15 protein-coding genes and 1 pseudogene are annotated in these 17,526 nt (G+C 42.7%); 13 read left to right on the top strand and 3 right to left on the bottom strand.

Features of this window, described 5'->3' with window-relative positions; all coding sequences use genetic code 11:
* Nucleotides 1-10 precede the first annotated feature (10 nt).
* From pstB to SMI_RS03730, 3 genes are all read left to right on the top strand, one after another.
* Nucleotides 11-769, top strand: coding sequence for a phosphate ABC transporter ATP-binding protein PstB (pstB, locus tag SMI_RS03720; protein WP_000656571.1), 759 nt, complete (start codon nucleotides 11-13; stop codon nucleotides 767-769).
* An 11-nt stretch (nucleotides 770-780) separates the two neighbouring features.
* Nucleotides 781-1,434, top strand: a complete 654-nt coding sequence (phoU, locus tag SMI_RS03725) for a phosphate signaling complex protein PhoU (protein ID WP_000946456.1) — start codon at nucleotides 781-783, stop codon at nucleotides 1,432-1,434.
* A 157-nt stretch (nucleotides 1,435-1,591) separates the two neighbouring features.
* Nucleotides 1,592-2,407, top strand: a complete 816-nt coding sequence (locus tag SMI_RS03730; RefSeq protein WP_000837379.1) for an ABC transporter substrate-binding protein — start codon at nucleotides 1,592-1,594, stop codon at nucleotides 2,405-2,407.
* A 173-nt stretch (nucleotides 2,408-2,580) separates the two neighbouring features.
* On the opposite strand, the gene SMI_RS03735 is transcribed toward SMI_RS03730, so the two are convergent.
* On the bottom strand, nucleotides 2,581-3,852 hold the full coding sequence (locus SMI_RS03735; protein ID WP_000744842.1) for a PLP-dependent aminotransferase family protein: 1,272 nt from the start codon (nucleotides 3,850-3,852) through the stop codon (nucleotides 2,581-2,583).
* A 141-nt stretch (nucleotides 3,853-3,993) separates the two neighbouring features.
* Between SMI_RS03735 and budA the strand changes: the two genes are divergently transcribed.
* The 8 genes and pseudogenes from budA (at nucleotide 3,994) to SMI_RS10985 (ending at nucleotide 10,849) form a co-directional block, all read left to right on the top strand.
* Nucleotides 3,994-4,725, top strand: a complete 732-nt coding sequence (gene budA / locus SMI_RS03740) for an acetolactate decarboxylase (RefSeq protein ID WP_000360317.1) — start codon at nucleotides 3,994-3,996, stop codon at nucleotides 4,723-4,725.
* 9 nt (nucleotides 4,726-4,734) lie between these two features.
* Nucleotides 4,735-5,487: a YhfC family intramembrane metalloprotease gene (locus tag SMI_RS03745; protein ID WP_000152243.1), complete on the top strand. Its 753-nt coding sequence runs from the start codon at nucleotides 4,735-4,737 to the stop codon at nucleotides 5,485-5,487.
* 112 nt (nucleotides 5,488-5,599) lie between these two features.
* A complete protein-coding gene (gene murB / locus SMI_RS03750; RefSeq protein ID WP_000111588.1) occupies nucleotides 5,600-6,505 on the top strand; it encodes a UDP-N-acetylmuramate dehydrogenase in 906 nt (301 codons plus the stop codon).
* Nucleotides 6,506-6,663: 158 nt separating this feature from the next.
* Nucleotides 6,664-7,821 carry an ABC transporter ATP-binding protein gene (locus SMI_RS03755; RefSeq protein WP_000742924.1) on the top strand — a complete coding sequence of 386 codons (1,158 nt, stop codon included), beginning with the start codon at nucleotides 6,664-6,666 and terminating at the stop codon, nucleotides 7,819-7,821.
* Nucleotides 7,802-8,608 (top strand): ABC transporter permease, encoded by an 807-nt coding sequence (locus SMI_RS03760; RefSeq protein WP_000753801.1) that lies wholly within the window; start codon nucleotides 7,802-7,804, stop codon nucleotides 8,606-8,608. The genes SMI_RS03755 and SMI_RS03760 overlap by 20 nt, the downstream gene beginning before the upstream one ends.
* Entirely contained in the window at nucleotides 8,605-9,378 is a 774-nt protein-coding gene (locus tag SMI_RS03765) for an ABC transporter permease (protein WP_000712742.1), read from the top strand. The genes SMI_RS03760 and SMI_RS03765 overlap by 4 nt, the downstream gene beginning before the upstream one ends.
* On the top strand, nucleotides 9,375-10,445 hold the full coding sequence (locus tag SMI_RS03770; RefSeq protein WP_000737955.1) for an ABC transporter substrate-binding protein: 1,071 nt from the start codon (nucleotides 9,375-9,377) through the stop codon (nucleotides 10,443-10,445). Before SMI_RS03765 ends, SMI_RS03770 begins: the two co-directional genes overlap by 4 nt.
* Nucleotides 10,446-10,597: 152 nt before the next feature.
* A pseudogene (locus SMI_RS10985) lies at nucleotides 10,598-10,849 on the top strand (hypothetical protein).
* Nucleotides 10,850-11,139: 290 nt separating this feature from the next.
* Here the strand turns inward: SMI_RS10985 and SMI_RS03775 are convergent.
* A complete protein-coding gene (locus tag SMI_RS03775) occupies nucleotides 11,140-12,306 on the bottom strand; it encodes an IS30-like element ISSmi1 family transposase (protein WP_000163010.1) in 1,167 nt (388 codons plus the stop codon).
* Nucleotides 12,307-12,677: 371 nt separating this feature from the next.
* Here SMI_RS03775 and SMI_RS03780 point away from each other — a divergent pair, with 371 nt between their 5' ends.
* Nucleotides 12,678-13,163 (top strand): LURP-one-related/scramblase family protein, encoded by a 486-nt coding sequence (locus SMI_RS03780; protein WP_000847065.1) that lies wholly within the window; start codon nucleotides 12,678-12,680, stop codon nucleotides 13,161-13,163.
* A 21-nt stretch (nucleotides 13,164-13,184) separates the two neighbouring features.
* Nucleotides 13,185-15,803 (top strand): alanine--tRNA ligase, encoded by a 2,619-nt coding sequence (alaS, locus tag SMI_RS03785; protein WP_000811741.1) that lies wholly within the window; start codon nucleotides 13,185-13,187, stop codon nucleotides 15,801-15,803.
* Nucleotides 15,804-16,044: 241 nt separating this feature from the next.
* On the opposite strand, the gene SMI_RS03790 is transcribed toward alaS, so the two are convergent.
* On the bottom strand, nucleotides 16,045-17,499 hold the full coding sequence (locus tag SMI_RS03790; protein WP_001181049.1) for an alpha-amylase: 1,455 nt from the start codon (nucleotides 17,497-17,499) through the stop codon (nucleotides 16,045-16,047).
* Nucleotides 17,500-17,526 lie beyond the last annotated feature (27 nt).

Below are 17,526 nucleotides of genomic sequence, written 5' to 3' on the forward strand. Positions count from 1 at the left end.
AGGAAACAGTATGAAAGAAGCGATTTTACAGGTATCAGACCTGTCCGTTTACTACAATCAGAAAAAGGCCTTGAATAGTGTTTCCCTATCTTTCCAACCTAAGGAAATTACAGCTTTGATCGGTCCATCTGGATCAGGAAAGTCAACCCTTCTCAAGGCTATCAACCGCATGGGAGACCTCAATCCAGAGGTGACCACAACTGGTTCGGTGGTTTACAACGGCCACAACATCTACAGTCCACGTACTGATACAGTTGAATTGCGGAAGGAAATCGGTATGGTTTTCCAACAACCAAATCCCTTCCCTATGTCTATCTACGAAAATGTTGTTTATGGGCTTCGTATCAATGGAGTTAAGGACAAGCAAGTTCTGGATGAAGCGGTAGAAAAAGCCTTGCAACGAGCTTCTATCTGGGATGAGGTCAAGGATCGCCTGCATGATTCAGCTATCGGGCTTTCAGGTGGACAACAGCAACGTGTCTGTGTTGCCCGTGTCTTGGCAACCAGTCCTAAAATCATTCTCCTGGATGAACCGACTTCAGCTCTGGACCCTATCTCGGCTGGTAAGATTGAGGAAACCTTGTATGGTCTAAAAGATAAATACACCATGCTCTTGGTTACGCGTTCCATGCAACAAGCCTCTCGTATCTCTAACAAGACAGGATTTTTCCTAGATGGAGATTTGATTGAGTTTAACGATACCAAGAAGATGTTCCTAAACCCACAACACAAGGAAACAGAAGATTATATTTCAGGAAAATTTGGATAAGGAGATAAATGATGTTACGTTCTCAATTTGAGGAAGATTTAGAGAAATTGCACAACCAGTTCTATGCTATGGGACAAGAAGTGCTATCCCAAATCAATCGGACAGTGCTTGCCTTTGTTACGCATGACCGTGATTTAGCTAAGGAAGTCATCGAAGACGATGCAGAAGTAAATGAATACGAAGTGAAATTGGAGAAGAAATCATTTGAAATGATTGCCCTTCAACAACCAGTTTCTCAAGACTTGCGTACTGTTCTAACAGTCTTAAAAGCCGTATCTGACTTGGAGCGTATGGGGGATCATGCTGTTTCCATTGCAAAAGCAGCCATTCGTATGAAGGGGGAGCAACGTATTCCAGCTGTTGAAGAAGAAATCAAGAGAATGGGTCGCGATGTCAAGAATTTCGTTGAAGCAGCCCTTGAACTCTATCTGAATGGTTCAGTAGATCAGGCCTATGAAGTAGCAGCTATGGATGAAAAAATCAACCATTACTTTGATAGCATTCGTGACTTGGCTACAGAAGAAATCAAGAAAAATCCTGATTCCATTGTTACAGGTCGTGATTATTTCCAAGTCATTGCTTTCTTGGAACGTATTGGGGATTATGCTAAGAATATCTGTGAATGGGTTGTTTACTTTGAAACAGGTAAGATTGTCGAACTATAAAATAGTTTCATTCTGTATAAAAAGGAGCTTGAAATCAATTGATAGCTCCTTTTATTGAATGAAAAAAATATTTTTAAGATAAAAATTCAAAAAACACTTGACAAGTAAGGTGGATAGCGTTATAATTATACAAAATTAACAGAGAGGTTGTTTATTTATGAAATCAAAAAAATGGATATTTGTTTTATGTAGCTTTCTTGCAACTTTCTTCTTAGTGGCTTGCCAGTCGGGTTCGAATGGTTCTCAGTCAGCTGTTGAAGCCATTAAGCAAAAGGGGAAATTAGTTGTGGCTACTAGTCCTGACTATGCACCTTTTGAATTCCAATCCTTAGTTGACGGAAAAAACCAGGTAGTCGGTGCGGATATTGATATGGCTCAGGCTATCGCTGATGAACTTGGGGTGAAATTGGAAATCTCAAGCATGAGTTTTGACAATGTCTTGACCAGTCTTCAAACTGGTAAGGCTGACCTAGCGGTTGCGGGAATTAGCGCTACTGACGAGAGAAAAGAAGTCTTTGATTTTTCAATCCCTTATTATGAAAACAAGATTAGTTTCTTGGTTCGTAAGGCTGATGTAGAAAAATACAAGGATTTAACTAGCCTTGAAAGTGCTAATATTGCAGCCCAAAAAGGGACTGTTCCAGAATCAATGGTCAAGGAACAATTGCCAAAAGCTCAGTTGACTTCCCTAACCAATATGGGTGAAGCTGTTAATGAATTACAGGCTGGAAAAGTAGATGCTGTTCATATGGATGAGCCTGTTGCTCTTAGCTATGCTGCTAAAAATGCAGATCTAGCTGTCGCAACTGTCAGCTTGAAGATGAAGGATGGCGAAGCCAATGCCGTTGCCCTTAGAAAAAATAGTGCTGATTTGAAAGAAGTGGTGGACAAGGTTATCCAAAAACTCAAGGATGACGGTACCTACCAAAAATATCTTGAAAAGGCAGCAACCTTAACAGAAGTTGAAGAATAATACTCAATGAAAATCAAAGAGCAAACTAGGAAGCTAGCCGCAAGCTGCTCAAAGCACTGCTTTGAGGTTGTAGATAAGACTGACGAAGTCAGTTACATATATCTACGGTAAGGCGACGCTGACGTGGTTTGAAGAGATTTTCGAAGAGTATAAGAAAAAAGCAGAGTTGGAAGTCAATCCAATTCTGCTTTTAAATAGTTTAAAACCTTTTCCAGATTGTCTAAGGACACCTTGGCAAATTGATAAGGACAGGCACACAAGTAAGCCTCTTCAAAGAAATCCAAGCCCAGTTGGCTGTGTTTGAGACTGGCAATTTTAGGGTATCGTCTGAGATCAAGCAATATACCATCGTGTAGGGGAAAATGAGGAAGGGGACAAGGAGTGTTAGCTAGTCTTTCCTCGATTTGTTTTTGGTAAGCTTCCTGATTGGATAAGCGAGCAAGCCGATTTTTCTCAAATAATTGACTGTCAATATAGAGTGACAGGGCCTTTTGCATGATGAGGTTGCTGTCGTAGTCTAGGATATTTTTGTAGGCCACAAAGGCTTCTTTGATAGCATTTGGAAGGATGAGTGCTGTTATTCGCAGGGCTGGAAAGAGGCTGGTTGAGAAGGACTTGATGTAAATGACCCGTTCCTCTGTATCCAGATAGTGGAAGGTCTGGCCCCTCTTGGAGTCCAAATCACCCAGATAGTCGTCCTCTACGATATAGACACCATACTTGGCAGCTAAGTCAAGAATAGTCTGTTTGTCCTGCTCAGAATAGGAATGGCCAAGGGGATAGTGAAATCGAGGAATGGTATAGAAAAACTTAATTTTTCCTGTTTTGAAGTGGCCTTCCAGTTCCTCCAAGTCAATCCCATCAATGCCTCGTTCAATCGTTTGATAGTCCAGACCTTGAGCAATCAAGAGACGATTCATCCGATGGTAGGTCGGTTGTTCCACCAAGATTTCCTTAGCTTGGCTAGGAAAGGAAATTTGAGAGAGGATAAAAAGGGCTTGTTGGGTTCCAGAAGTCAGTACCAGTTGGTCAGTCTTGCAGTAGAGAGCTTGGTCAAAGAGCAGTTTATGAATGGATTGTCTTAGGTCTTCTAATCCTTCTTGGTTATCATAGTAGTTGAAGAGGTAGTTTTCCCGGCCAATCAAGGTTTCATTGATACAGAGTCGGAAATCGTCATAGGCACTGGCGTGTTCATCGGTAACCTCGATTTCTAGGTCCTGGTGTTGCCCTTGTTCTAGGACATAGTAACCACTCTGGGGCTTGGCATAGAGGTATTGTTCGTGCCGTAATTCCAGAAGGGCTCTCTGAATGGTGTCCTTGCTACAGTGAAAGTCAAGGCTCAGTTGACGGATAGAAGGCAGGCGGCTACCCGTTGGAAAGCGTCCAGACTCGATACTATTTTTCAGATAAGCTACGACCTCTTGGTACTTACTTTGTTTTTTCATTCTAGACCTCCCTTGATTTTGTTACATTGTACCCTTTTTTTTCCTTCTTGGCAATGTCTAGAGTGTTTCTCTCGTTCACATCTAGGGGCAAATGTGGTATACTTAGGAGTAACATTTATAGAATAACAGACAAGAAAGTGAATGGATAAGAACGTGCAGGAACCAGTGAAATTATTTCAATACAATACCCTTGGAGCCTTGATGGCTGGCCTTTATGGTGGGACCATGACTGTGGGAGAATTACTTAAGCATGGTGACCTTGGTTTGGGAACCTTGGATTCCATTGATGGAGAATTGATTGTTTTGGATGGTAAGGCTTATCAGGCCAAAGGGTCAGGAAATCAGCCAGAGATTGTGGAGGTGTCGCCAGATGCCCTTATTCCTTACGCAGCAGTAGTACCTCATCAGGCAGAAGTCATTTTCCGCCAGCGCTTTGAGATGACAGACAAGGAATTGGAAGAACGGATTGAGTCTTATTATGATGGGGAAAATCTTTTCCGCTCGATCAAGATTCGTGGGGAATTTTCTCATATGCATGTGCGCATGATTCCTAAGTCGACACCAGAGACCAAGTTTGCTGATGTCGCAACCCATCAACCGGAATATCGTCGAGACAATGTATCAGGAAGCATCGTTGGTTTCTGGACGCCTGAGATTTTCCATGGAGTCAGTGTGGCAGGCTACCATCTGCACTTCATATCAGATGATTTGACTTTCGGTGGTCATGTCATGGACTTTGTCATCAAGGAAGGCATTATTGAGGTGGGAGCTGTTGACCAGTTGGACCAACGTTTCCCAGTCCAAGACCGTCAATACTTGTTTGCTAAGTTCAATGTTGACGAGATGAAAAAAGATATTGAAAAGGCAGAATAGGAGAAGAAAATGACTATTCATATCATTATTACCATGGTGCTGTTGCTGACTTTCTTGATAGGAAGCATTTGGTATGCCAAAAAGAAACACCAGATTAATCTAGCTGTCTTGGGCTTGGGGGCTGTTGCTTTCTTTGTCTCTTCACAGATTTTAGAAAAACTGGTGCATATCTTGGTTTTACATCCTCAAAAAGACGGTAGTATTGCCCTCATGCAAGACCATCCGCTTGTCTATATCATCTATGGCCTAGCCATGGCAGCATTTTTTGAGGAAACTGCTCGTCTTATTTTCTTCAAATGGTTGGAGAAAAAGAGAAGTTTGGAAAAGGCAGATGCATTGGCCTATGGATTGGGGCATGGTGGCTTGGAGTTGATTTTCCTAGGTCTTACTAGTTTGATTAATCTCTACATCGTTCTCTCAGCAGTTCAAACGCAAAATCCACAGGTTATGCAATTGCTGTCTGAAAATATGTTGAAAACTATTCAGTCGCTATCAGTCTGGCAGATTTATTTGCTTGGTTTTGAGAGAATCTTGGCCCTAGGTTTCCAATTACTCTTGACTGTTTGGGTTTACCAAGCTGTTCGCCAGAAGAAATGGATTTATCTCCTAGCAGCCTATGGCCTACATGCCTTCTTTGACCTGGTACCATCTCTAGCTCAAGTAGGATGGATTACAAGTCCAGTCTTGGTTGAAGTTGTCCTAGCACTGGAACTTGTTCTGCTTGCCTATGGAACCAAGGCTATCTTTTGCAAAAAATCATAAGAAAAGGGGGCAACCTCTTTTTTTGTTTAAAATAAGCTCAAGATTTTTTTAGGGTCGTCAAATGGTCTTAAAAATGGTATAATGGAATGAATTTTGTAAAAGGAAGAGTGTCATGTCAGTAAAAGAAAAAATGCTTGAAATCTTAGAAGGGATTGATATCCGTTTTAAGGAACCCTTGCATAGCTATAGTTATACAAAAGTAGGTGGAGAGGCCGATTATTTGGTCTTTCCACGAAATCGTTTTGAGTTGGCTCGCGTTGTTAAATTTGCCAATCAAGAAAATATTCCTTGGATGGTCCTTGGGAATGCTAGCAACATCATTGTCCGTGATGGTGGGATTCGTGGATTTGTCATCTTGTGTGACAAGCTCAATAATGTTTCCGTTGATGGCTATACCATTGAAGCAGAAGCTGGTGCTAACTTGATTGAAACGACACGCATTGCCCTTCGTCATAGTTTGACTGGCTTTGAGTTTGCTTGTGGCATTCCAGGGAGCGTCGGTGGAGCTGTTTTCATGAATGCAGGTGCCTATGGTGGTGAGATCGCCCACATCTTGCAGTCTTGTAAGGTCTTGACCAAGGATGGAGAAATCGAGACCCTGTCTGCCAAAGATTTGGCTTTTGGTTACCGCCATTCAGCCATTCAAGAGTCTGGTGCAGTTGTCTTGTCAGCTAAATTTGCCCTAGCCCCAGGAACCCATCAGGTTATCAAGCAGGAAATGGACCGCTTGACGCACCTACGTGAACTCAAGCAACCTTTAGAATATCCATCTTGTGGTTCGGTCTTTAAGCGTCCAGTAGGTCATTTTGCAGGTCAATTAATTTCAGAAGCTGGCTTGAAAGGCTATCGTATCGGTGGCGTAGAAGTGTCAGAAAAGCACGCAGGATTTATGATCAATGTTGCTGACGGAACGGCCAAAGACTACGAAGACTTGATTGAGTCTGTGATCGAAAAAGTCAAGGAACACTCTGGCGTTACTCTTGAGAGAGAAGTCCGTATTTTAGGTGAAAGCAAGTAGGAAGCTGTATTTGAAAGCTGCTGCTATGTCATGGAAAGGGGGTGAAAGCCTATCGTTAGTGCAGAAGAATGTAGGCAGTTTAATCTCCTACACGAGGTAGTGGCGGCCTGACAGAGCCCTGATCTGTTAATCTATGAAAAAGAAGGAATAAATGACAATTGAAAAAACCAATTATTGAATTCAAAAACGTCTCTAAAGTTTTTGAAGACAGCAACACCAAGGTTCTCAAAGACATCAACTTTGAGTTGGAAGAAGGGAAATTCTATACCCTTCTAGGCGTATCTGGTTCAGGGAAATCAACTATCCTAAACATCATTGCAGGTTTGCTAGATGCGACGACTGGAGATATTTTGCTGGACGGTGTTCGTATCAACGACATCCCAACCAACAAGCGAGACGTCCATACCGTTTTCCAATCTTATGCCTTGTTTCCACATATGAATGTGTTTGAAAATGTTGCTTTTCCACTTCGCTTGCGTAAAATTGACAAGAAAGAAATCGAGCAACGCGTAGCGGAAGTTCTCAAGATGGTTCAGTTGGAAGGTTACGAAAAACGTTCCATTCGTAAACTATCTGGAGGACAACGTCAGCGTGTGGCTATTGCCCGTGCCATCATCAACCAACCTCGTGTGGTTTTGTTGGACGAGCCTCTGTCAGCGCTTGACTTAAAATTACGAACAGATATGCAGTACGAACTGCGTGAACTGCAACAACGATTGGGCATTACCTTTGTTTTTGTTACTCACGATCAGGAAGAAGCCTTGGCTATGAGTGACTGGATTTTTGTCATGAATGATGGCGAGATTGTCCAGTCTGGAACACCTGTGGACATCTACGATGAGCCGATTAACCATTTTGTTGCCACCTTTATCGGTGAGTCAAATATCTTGCCAGGTACCATGATTGAGGACTACTTGGTTGAGTTTAACGGCAAACGCTTTGAAGCGGTCGATGGTGGGATGAAGCCGAATGAACCTGTTGAGGTCGTGATTCGTCCAGAGGACTTGCGGATTACCCTTCCTGAAGAAGGCAAGCTCCAAGTTAAGGTCGATACCCAGCTCTTCCGTGGGGTGCACTATGAAATTATCGCCTATGACGAACTTGGAAATGAATGGATGATCCACTCAACTCGTAAGGCCATCGTGGGTGAGGAAATCGGTCTGGACTTTGAACCAGAAGACATCCACATCATGCGTCTCAACGAAACCGAAGAAGAGTTCGATGCTCGTATCGAAGAATATGTGGAAATTGAAGAGCAAGAAGCAGGTCTAATCAATGCAATCGAGGAGGAAAGAGATGAAGAAAACAAGCTCTAAACTCTTTGTAGTGCCTTATATGCTCTGGATTGCCCTCTTTGTCCTCGCCCCCTTGGTCTTGATTTTCGGTCAATCCTTTTTCAACATCGAAGGCCAGTTCAGTTTAGAAAACTATAAATCCTACTTTGCGTCACAAAACTTGACCTATCTTAAAATGAGCTTCAACTCTGTACTCTATGCAGGGATTGTGACCTTTGTGACCCTGCTAATCAGCTATCCGACGGCCCTCTTCTTAACCCGTCTTAAGCACCGTCAACTCTGGCTCATGCTGATTATTCTGCCAACCTGGATCAACCTTCTTCTTAAGGCTTATGCCTTTATCGGGATTTTTGGTCAAAATGGCTCTATTAACCAATTTTTGGAATTCATCGGAATTGGTTCACAACAGTTACTCTTTACCGATTTCTCCTTTATCTTTGTCGCAAGCTACATCGAGCTTCCCTTTATGATTTTGCCGATTTTCAATGTCTTGGACGATATGGATAACAATCTCATCAATGCCAGCTATGACCTAGGTGCGACCAAGTGGGAGACCTTCCGTCATGTCATCTTCCCTCTGTCTATGAACGGAGTGAGAAGTGGGGTCCAATCTGTCTTTATCCCAAGTTTGAGTCTCTTCATGCTGACCCGTTTGATTGGTGGAAACCGAGTTATCACACTAGGTACAGCCATTGAGCAGAACTTCCTGACCAATGACAACTACGGTATGGGTTCTACCATCGGTGTGATTCTTATCCTGACCATGTTCATCACCATGTGGGTGACCAAGGAAAGGAGAGAGCGATGAAAAAATTTGCCAACCTTTATCTGGGACTGGTCTTTCTTGTCCTCTACCTGCCTATTTTTTACTTGATTGGCTATGCCTTTAATGCAGGCAACGACATGAATAGCTTTACAGGCTTTAGCTTGAGCCATTTTAAAACCATGTTTAGCGATGGTCGTCTCATGTTGATTGTGACCCAGACCTTTTTCTTGGCCTTTCTGTCAGCCTTGATTGCGACCATTATCGGGACTTTTGGTGCTATTTACATCTACCAGTCTCGTAAGAAATACCAAGAAGCCTTTCTATCACTCAATAATATCCTCATGGTTGCGCCTGATGTTATGATTGGTGCCAGCTTCTTGATTCTCTTTACCCAACTCAAGTTTTCACTTGGCTTTTTGACTGTTCTTTCTAGTCACGTGGCCTTCTCCATTCCTATCGTGGTCTTGATGGTCTTGCCACGTCTAAAGGAAATGAATGGGGATATGATTCATGCGGCCTATGATTTGGGAGCCAGTCAATTTCAGATGTTCAAGGAAATCATGCTTCCTTACCTGACACCGTCTATCATTGCAGGTTATTTCATGGCCTTTACCTATTCGCTGGATGACTTTGCCGTGACCTTCTTTGTAACGGGAAATGGCTTTTCAACCCTGTCGGTCGAGATTTACTCTCGTGCTCGCAAGGGAATTTCGCTAGAAATCAATGCCCTGTCTGCCCTTGTCTTTCTCTTTAGTATTATCCTAGTAGTTGGATATTACTTTATCTCACGTGAGAAGGAGGAGCAAGCATGAAAAAACTCTATTCATTTTTAGCAGGAATTGTAGCGATTATCCTGGTCTTGTGGGGAATTGCGACTCATCTAGATAGTAAAATCAATAGCCGAGATAGTCAAAAACTGGTTATCTACAACTGGGGTGACTATATCGATCCAGAACTCTTGGAGCAATTCACAGAAGAAACAGGCATCCAAGTCCAGTATGAGACCTTTGATTCCAACGAAGCCATGTATACTAAGATTAAGCAGGGTGGAACGACCTACGACATTGCCATTCCTAGTGAATACATGATCAACAAGATGAAGGATGAAGACCTCTTGGTTCCGCTTGACTATTCAAAAATTGAAGGTCTTGAAAATATCGGACCAGAGTTCCTCAACCAGTCCTTTGACCCAGGAAATAAATTCTCCATCCCTTACTTCTGGGGAACCTTGGGAATTGTCTACAATGAAACCATGGTAGAGGAAGCGCCTGAGCATTGGGATGACCTCTGGAAGCCAGAGTATAAGAACTCTATCATGCTTTTTGATGGGGCGCGTGAGGTACTGGGACTAGGACTCAATTCGCTAGGTTACAGCCTCAACTCCAAGGATAGCCAGCAGTTGGAAGAGACAGTGGACAAGCTCTACAAGTTGACTCCAAATATCAAGGCTATTGTGGCGGATGAGATGAAGGGCTACATGATTCAGAACAACGCTGCTATCGGAGTGACCTTCTCTGGTGAAGCCAGCCAAATGCTAGAAAAAAATGAAAATCTACGCTATGTGGTACCAACTGAGGCCAGCAACCTTTGGTTTGACAATATGGTTATACCAAAAACAGTCAAAAACCAAGATGCAGCCTATGCCTTTATTAACTTTATGTTGAAACCTGAAAATGCTCTCAAAAATGCAGAGTATGTCGGCTATTCAACACCAAACCTACCAGCTAAGGAATTACTCCCAGAGGAGAAAAAAGAAGACAAAGCCTTCTATCCTGATGCTGAAACCATGAAACACCTAGAAGTTTATGAGAAATTTGACCATAAATGGACAGGAAAATATAGCGACCTCTTCCTACAGTTTAAAATGTATCGGAAGTAGGAGTAGAACGTATGAAAACGGATCAGTCAAGCTGGTTCGTTTTTTAAAAAATAAAAGGCAATTTTCGTAACGGTATCTTTTTCTATGATAGTTGCTTATTTTCTTTCTCAGTAGTATACTAAGTTTAACCTTACAGAAAGCGGTAACAAATAATGAAAATATCTACTTTTTTCAAAAAATTTTTTTGGCCAGCCTTTTTGACTGTTCAGCAAACTGTTATACTATTCTCTCTAAAGGATGGTTTGGATCGACAATAACTAACAACTGATTCCATACATTTGGTGATAGGGTTCTTTATATTTGTAAATATTTTCGAAGCTATCTTTAACAATTCAAAACTTTGGAATAAAAGTTGGGATAAAAAGAGTGATAGTAGTAAGAAAAAATATATTCTGAAAAAGTAATCTGAGATGTAGGAAATGGGTGGTAACTTCTAAAACTAACTTCCAGTTTCCCACAACCTAGCTTTTAGTATGAGAAAAATGCGTGAAATCAGTGGAAATCCGTCTTAGACTAACTTCCACTGGTTTTCTTTTTCTTGATATATAAGGGTTCAAAAGCGAAAAGACTCAGAAAAAAGTGCACGACAAATAGCCCTAAAACAGAGTCGTCTTAGAGTAAATTCCAGTTGCTAGCGTTTAGTGTGAGACTTTTCGATGGTGATAAGATGTGTAGTTAGAGGGGAAAATTCCCTTTATTTCAATAAATCAGGTGATAAGTGTGTGTCTTCTGGTTTGACAAATTGGCAACCCAGAAGAGCAGCGATGTCCTCGCCAAAGGTGAAGGTGAAGACGTCGTAAGCAGATTTTCCTTGAAACTCTTCTCGTTTCAAGGAATTGACATGGGAAATGACTAGATTGACGTCTTTCTGAGTCAGCTGGTCAAAGGAAGTGCCCTTGGGAAGAATGGCTCGCAAAACCGTATGGTTCTTCTCAATCCGCCCCTTCTGGTCAGGACGGCTAGGGTCGCAGAAGTAGAGGTGAGACTTCCCATCAATGTCTCGCTCAAGCTCCTCCACATAGGCGAACTCAGATCCGTTGTCTGTGAGAATGACAGGGAACAGCTGATGGAACGCACACCCTCCGTCCATGACTCTTTCTTTCAAAGCTGCGAATTTAGTGGCGACCTCCAGAGCGGTCTTGTTGTTCAAAAGCAGGGCGAAGAGGAAGTTGCAGAAGGAAACGTTGAAGGTGAGCAGTAGCTTTCCACCAGGTCTGCCGATGACCGTGTCCATTTCCAACCATTTGAAGAAATCATCTGTTTCTCGTAACTCTTGGAAATCTTGATAGGTCCGCCCAATTTTCAGCTCTTTAGGAATAGCTACTTTTCTGGATTTTCTGCGTTCCTTGAACGTGACCATCCGAGGGAAATCAATGGGCTTGGCTGTCAGATAGCCCAGCTTGGCATGCCGATACACCGTAGCTTTCGACACAGGTAGGTTATGTGTCTGAATGATATGGTAGATGCTTTGTTTCTTCTGGATGCCTTGGGTTAAGACCTTGTCCATCTGATAAAAACTTTCCTTGTTTAGGGGAATTCCCTGTCTGGATTCCCTCAACATAGTCTCGTACTGCTCCTGTGCCTTTTTCGCGTAGTAAAGATAGCGGTTAAACCCACAATCCGTCCTCTTTTTTGGACAGTTGTTACAGACATAAGGAGCTTTTTTGAGAAGAGGGCAATCCGTGCAATCAGATTTGACGGATGTTGGATGCATGATGCGATTGCGCTTGATTTCCTTTGAAATCGTTGACGGGTCTTTCCCCATCTTCTCAGCGATGGAACGGAAAGTCTCCTGTTGGCTGATTCCAGTTTGGATGTCAATACGGTCTTCTAGAGTGAGATGTTTTTGTTTTTTCGTCATGAGGTGCCTCCTCACGAAAAGTCTCAGACTTAATTCTAGCATAATTCATCGTCTGAGACTAACTTCCAGTTTTGGGAGAGAGATGGAAGTTACTTTGAGAAGTTACGGTAGGAAATGGGTTATTAAATGGGTATCATTTCCAGTTGACGCAGACTTAAAAAAACGTTATAATAAGAAAGTTGAGAATTGATTTTCACTTGTCTTAGTCCAGAGAAATGGCGGTGCTGCGAGCCATCTAAGCTAGGAAGTCATGCTACTCAATTTAACAATTGCATAAGAATAAGAGAATGACAAGTTCATTGAATGAAGGTGGTACCGCGGTTTTTCGCCCTTCGTGATATGAGCTTGTCTTTTGATTTTTGGAGGTGTTGATGAAAACATTTCTTGTCAAACAAAAGTTTCGTCTTGGAGGCGAACGTTTCGCTATCAAGGATGACAGAGGAGAAATCGCCTATCAGGTGGAGGGATCATTTTTTAAGATTCCCAAAACCTTTACCATCTATGATGCTAATGGTGAACAGGTAAGTCAGGTCAGTAAAGAAATCTTGACCTTGCTTCCTCGTTTTGAGATTCAGCTTCGGGATGGCTCGAGTTTTGTCATTCGCAAGAAGTTGACCTTCTGGCGAGATAAGTATGAGTTTGATAATCTAGGTCTTCGTATCGAGGGCAATATCTGGGATTTGGATTTCAAATTGCTGGATGATCGCGATCAGCTGATTGCGGAAATCAAGAAAGAACTCTTCCATTTGACCTCTACCTATACCGTAACGGTTCTTGAGGACGCTTATGCAGACCTAGTCATTTCCCTCTGTGTCGCGATTGACTATGTGGAAATGCTGGAAAGCCAATCAAATTAAAGAAGTAAATAAGGAGACAATATGAAACAACTATCTAGTGCACAAGTACGCCAAATGTGGCTTGATTTCTGGGCGACCAAAGGTCACTCAGTAGAACCATCAGTGAGTTTGGTTCCTGTAAATGACCCAACACTTTTGTGGATCAACTCTGGGGTAGCAACCCTTAAGAAATACTTTGACGGGACTATTATCCCAGAAAATCCACGTATTACCAATGCCCAAAAAGCTATCCGTACTAACGATATCGAAAACGTAGGGAAGACTGCACGTCACCATACCATGTTTGAAATGTTGGGGAACTTCTCTATCGGAGATTACTTCCGTGACGAAGCTATCACTTGGGCTTATGAGCTTTTGACAAGCCCAGAATGGTTTGATTTCCCAGCTGAAAAACTTTACATGACCTACTATCCAGACGATAAAGATTCTTACAACCGCTGGATTGAAGTAGGAGTGGATCCAAGTCACTTGATTCCAATCGAAGATAACTTCTGGGAAATCGGTGCGGGACCTTCTGGACCAGATACAGAGATTTTCTTTGACCGTGGAGAAGCTTTTGACCCAGAAAATATCGGTCTTCGTCTCCTTGCAGAAGATATCGAAAACGACCGTTATATTGAAATCTGGAACATCGTTTTGTCACAATTTAATGCAGATCCTGCTGTTCCTCGTAGCGAGTACAAGGAATTGCCGCACAAGAACATTGATACGGGCGCTGGTTTGGAACGTTTGGTGGCAGTTATCCAAGGGGCTAAGACCAACTTTGAAACGGACCTCTTCATGCCAATCATTCGTGAAGTGGAGAAATTGTCTGGTAAGGTCTATGACCAAGATGGCGACAACATGAGCTTCAAGGTCATCGCTGACCACATCCGTTCCCTTTCATTTGCCATCGGTGATGGTGCCCTTCCTGGAAATGAAGGTCGTGGTTACGTCCTTCGTCGTCTTCTCCGTCGTGCTTCTATGCATGGTCAAAAATTGGGAATCAACGAGCCTTTCCTTTACAAACTCGTTCCAACTGTTGGAAAAATCATGGAAAGCTACTACCCAGAAGTGCTTGAAAAACGTGACTTTATCGAAAAAATCGTTAAGAGCGAAGAAGAATCATTTGCTCGTACCCTTCACTCAGGTCAACACTTTGCCCAAGGCATTGTAGCTGACTTGAAAGAAAAAGGTCAATCTGTCATTGCTGGTCAAGATGTATTCAAACTTTATGACACTTATGGATTCCCAGTTGAATTGACTGAAGAAATCGCTGAAGAAGCTGGCATGACTGTAGACCGTGAAGGTTTTGAAGCAGCTATGAAGGAACAACAAGAACGTGCGCGTGCATCAGCTGTCAAAGGCGGATCTATGGGCATGCAAAATGAAACTCTTCAAAATATCACAGTTGAAAGCCACTTTAACTATAATGCCAGCCAATTGTCTTCTAAATTGGTAGCAATCGTAGCGGACAATACAGAAGTAGAAGCTGTATCCGAAGGAACTGCTTCCCTCATCTTTGCTGAAACGCCATTCTATGCTGAAATGGGTGGACAGGTCGCTGACCACGGACAAATCTTGGATGAGTCAGGTAAGGTTGTGGCTACTGTGACCAATGTTCAAAAAGCACCAAACGGACAAGCTCTTCATACAGTTGAAGTCCTTGCACCACTTGCTTTGAACCAAGAATACACATTGGCAATTGATACAAATCGTCGTCACCGTGTTATGAAAAACCACACTGCGACTCACTTGCTTCACGCTGCCCTTCACAATATCCTTGGAAACCACGCAACACAAGCAGGATCTCTTAACGAAGTTGAATTCCTTCGCTTTGACTTTACCCACTTCCAAGCAGTGACTGCTGATGAATTGCGTGCCATTGAGCAGCAAGTCAATGAAAAAATCTGGGAAGCTCTTGAAGTGAAGACAGTTGAAACGGATATTGACACTGCTAAAGAAATGGGAGCTATGGCCCTTTTTGGTGAGAAATACGGCAAGGAAGTTCGTGTTGTTACTATCGGTGACTACTCTATCGAGCTTTGTGGTGGTACCCACGTTGGCAACACTTCTGAGATTGGACTCTTCAAGATTGTCAAAGAAGAAGGGATTGGTTCTGGAACTCGCCGTATCTTGGCAGTGACTGGTAAGGAAGCCTTTGAGGCTTACCGTGAACAAGAGGATGCTCTTAAAGCTGTCGCAGCAACCTTGAAAACTCCTCAACTTAAAGAAGTACCTCACAAGGTAGAAGGACTTCAAGAACAACTTCGTCAATTGCAAAAAGAAAATACTGAATTGAAAGAAAAAGCTGCATCGGCTGCTGCAGGCGATATCTTCAAGGATGTGAAGGAAGTCAATGCTCACCGTTACATTGCTAGTCAAGTGTCTGTATCAGATGCTGGTGCCCTTCGTACCTTTGCGGACAACTGGAAACAAAAAGACTACTCTGATCTTCTTGTCCTAGTTGCCGCTATCGGTGACAAAGTCAATGTCCTTGTAGCAAGTAAGACAAAAGACCTTCATGCAGGAAATCTTGTCAAAGAATTAGCACCAATCGTCGATGGACGTGGTGGTGGTAAACCAGACATGGCCATGGCAGGAGGAAGCAACCAAGCTAAAATCCAAGAATTGTTGGATGCTGTAGCAGGTAAATTGTAATCAAGTAATACTCTTCGAAAATCTCTTCAAACAACGTCAGCTTCGCCTTGGATTTTATATGTGACTGACTTCGTCAGTCTTATCTACAACCTCAAAGCAGTGCTTTGAGCAACCTGCGGCTAGCTTCCTAGTTTGCTCTTTGATTTTCATTGAGAATAAAGATCTATCCATTTGGGTAGGTCTTTTTGTGAATACAAAAAAAGCCAAATCCGATTGGATCTGGCTTGAATATTATGAACTATTAAATAGTATTGGCTGCCCAGACACTTACAGATCTTGCTGAGACTGGGAATTGTCCATAACCTTCCTCATCGATTGTAACTTGACCTTGGTGATTTCCAAGTAAATCTACAAAAGTTTGGTTAGCCCATTCTTGGCCGATAAACATTGACTTGCTGTTTTCTTGGTCATTTGAGATAAGGACTGCGATTGGGGATTGATTTTCAGCACCTGAACGTACCCAACCGATACAGTTTGCGTCATCAAAGTAGTCTGTTTGCTCTCCATAGGCCAAATCTTTTCGGATGGCTAGGAGGCGGTCAAGGACTTCTTTGAAATCTTGTTGAGCATATTGCCCTGAAATCCCATAGTAGTCGCCGTAAAAGACACATGGAAGGCCATTTTGGCGTAACAGAATGAGGGCGTAGGCTGCTGGTTTGAACCATTCTTCAACGGTAGACTCAAGAGCCTGACCTCGTTGTGTATCGTGGTTGTCGACAAATGTCACAGCCTTGTCAGGTTTGAGTTCAACCAGGCTATCTTTGAAAATGCCACGAAGGTCATAGTTGGAACCTGCTCGACTAGCATCAAAGAGATTCTGGTGGAGACGAACATCGACAAGGTCAAAGCGTTCTTCTGTTTTTTCAAGATAATCTAGATTGGCTTCCTTGTCTGGGTTCCAAAATTCACCAAAAACGTAGAAATCGTCACCGTATTTTTCCTTCATATCGCGGATGAAATTGCGCATAAAGAAAGAATCGATGTGTTTGACTGCATCCAAGCGGAAACCAGCTACACCAGTCGTTTCCATGAACCAGTCAGCCCAGTCATAGATATTTTGGATGACTTCAGGATGTTTAAAGTCTAGGTCAGCATACATGAGGTAGTCGTAGTTTCCGTTCTCGTTATCGACTAATTCCTCGTTGGCCCAGCCTTTGTTGTCCCCTTGGATCAGATAAATCCCAGACTTACGACGTTTGGCATCATAGTCTGTACCTGTGAAGTGGTACCAATGCCAGTGGAAGTCATTGTAGGTATCTTGGCGGCCATCGAAGGTAAAACTAGTCCAGCCATTGATGGTGAAGGGTTCTCCAAGTTCAACTGTACGATCTTCAGGATCCACTTCGATAACCTGAAAGGCTTCCATGTGATCGGCTGCAGCCTTGTGGTTGAGTACCACATCGGCCATGGGCTGGATTCCCTGCGCTTTTAGGGCTTGAATGGCTTGAAGATAGTCTTCTTTAAAACCATACTTGGTGCGGACAGTTCCTTTTTGATTAAATTCTCCTAAGTCAAATAAGTCATAGACACCATAGCCTACATCTTTTTCATTGGTTGCCTTAAAAGCTGGGGGCATCCAGACATGACTAATGCCGAGATCAGCTAGGTGTTGAGCATCTTCAGCTAGACGCGTCCAGTGCTGGCCGTCGTGGGGCAGATACCATTCAAAGTATTGCATAAGTGTTTGATTTTGCATGATTTTTCCTCTTACTTGTCAATCTTG

Source organism: Streptococcus mitis B6 (assembly GCF_000027165.1).
In the GTDB taxonomy this organism is placed as follows: Bacteria; Bacillota; Bacilli; order Lactobacillales; family Streptococcaceae; genus Streptococcus; species Streptococcus mitis_AR.

What these genes read in the sequence shown, in the direction of transcription:
- pstB (WP_000656571.1), top strand. Translation starts at nt 11, where the DNA reads ATGAAAGAAGCGATTTTACAGGTATCAGACCTGTCCGTTTACTACAAT.
- phoU (WP_000946456.1), top strand. Translation starts at nt 781, where the DNA reads ATGTTACGTTCTCAATTTGAGGAAGATTTAGAGAAATTGCACAACCAG.
- SMI_RS03730 (WP_000837379.1), top strand. Translation starts at nt 1,592, where the DNA reads ATGAAATCAAAAAAATGGATATTTGTTTTATGTAGCTTTCTTGCAACT.
- SMI_RS03735 (WP_000744842.1), bottom strand. Translation starts at nt 3,852, where the DNA reads ATGAAAAAACAAAGTAAGTACCAAGAGGTCGTAGCTTATCTGAAAAAT.
- budA (WP_000360317.1), top strand. Translation starts at nt 3,994, where the DNA reads ATGGATAAGAACGTGCAGGAACCAGTGAAATTATTTCAATACAATACC.
- SMI_RS03745 (WP_000152243.1), top strand. Translation starts at nt 4,735, where the DNA reads ATGACTATTCATATCATTATTACCATGGTGCTGTTGCTGACTTTCTTG.
- murB (WP_000111588.1), top strand. Translation starts at nt 5,600, where the DNA reads ATGTCAGTAAAAGAAAAAATGCTTGAAATCTTAGAAGGGATTGATATC.
- SMI_RS03760 (WP_000753801.1), top strand. Translation starts at nt 7,802, where the DNA reads ATGAAGAAAACAAGCTCTAAACTCTTTGTAGTGCCTTATATGCTCTGG.
- SMI_RS03765 (WP_000712742.1), top strand. Translation starts at nt 8,605, where the DNA reads ATGAAAAAATTTGCCAACCTTTATCTGGGACTGGTCTTTCTTGTCCTC.
- SMI_RS03770 (WP_000737955.1), top strand. Translation starts at nt 9,375, where the DNA reads ATGAAAAAACTCTATTCATTTTTAGCAGGAATTGTAGCGATTATCCTG.
- SMI_RS03775 (WP_000163010.1), bottom strand. Translation starts at nt 12,306, where the DNA reads ATGACGAAAAAACAAAAACATCTCACTCTAGAAGACCGTATTGACATC.
- SMI_RS03780 (WP_000847065.1), top strand. Translation starts at nt 12,678, where the DNA reads ATGAAAACATTTCTTGTCAAACAAAAGTTTCGTCTTGGAGGCGAACGT.
- alaS (WP_000811741.1), top strand. Translation starts at nt 13,185, where the DNA reads ATGAAACAACTATCTAGTGCACAAGTACGCCAAATGTGGCTTGATTTC.
- SMI_RS03790 (WP_001181049.1), bottom strand. Translation starts at nt 17,499, where the DNA reads ATGCAAAATCAAACACTTATGCAATACTTTGAATGGTATCTGCCCCAC.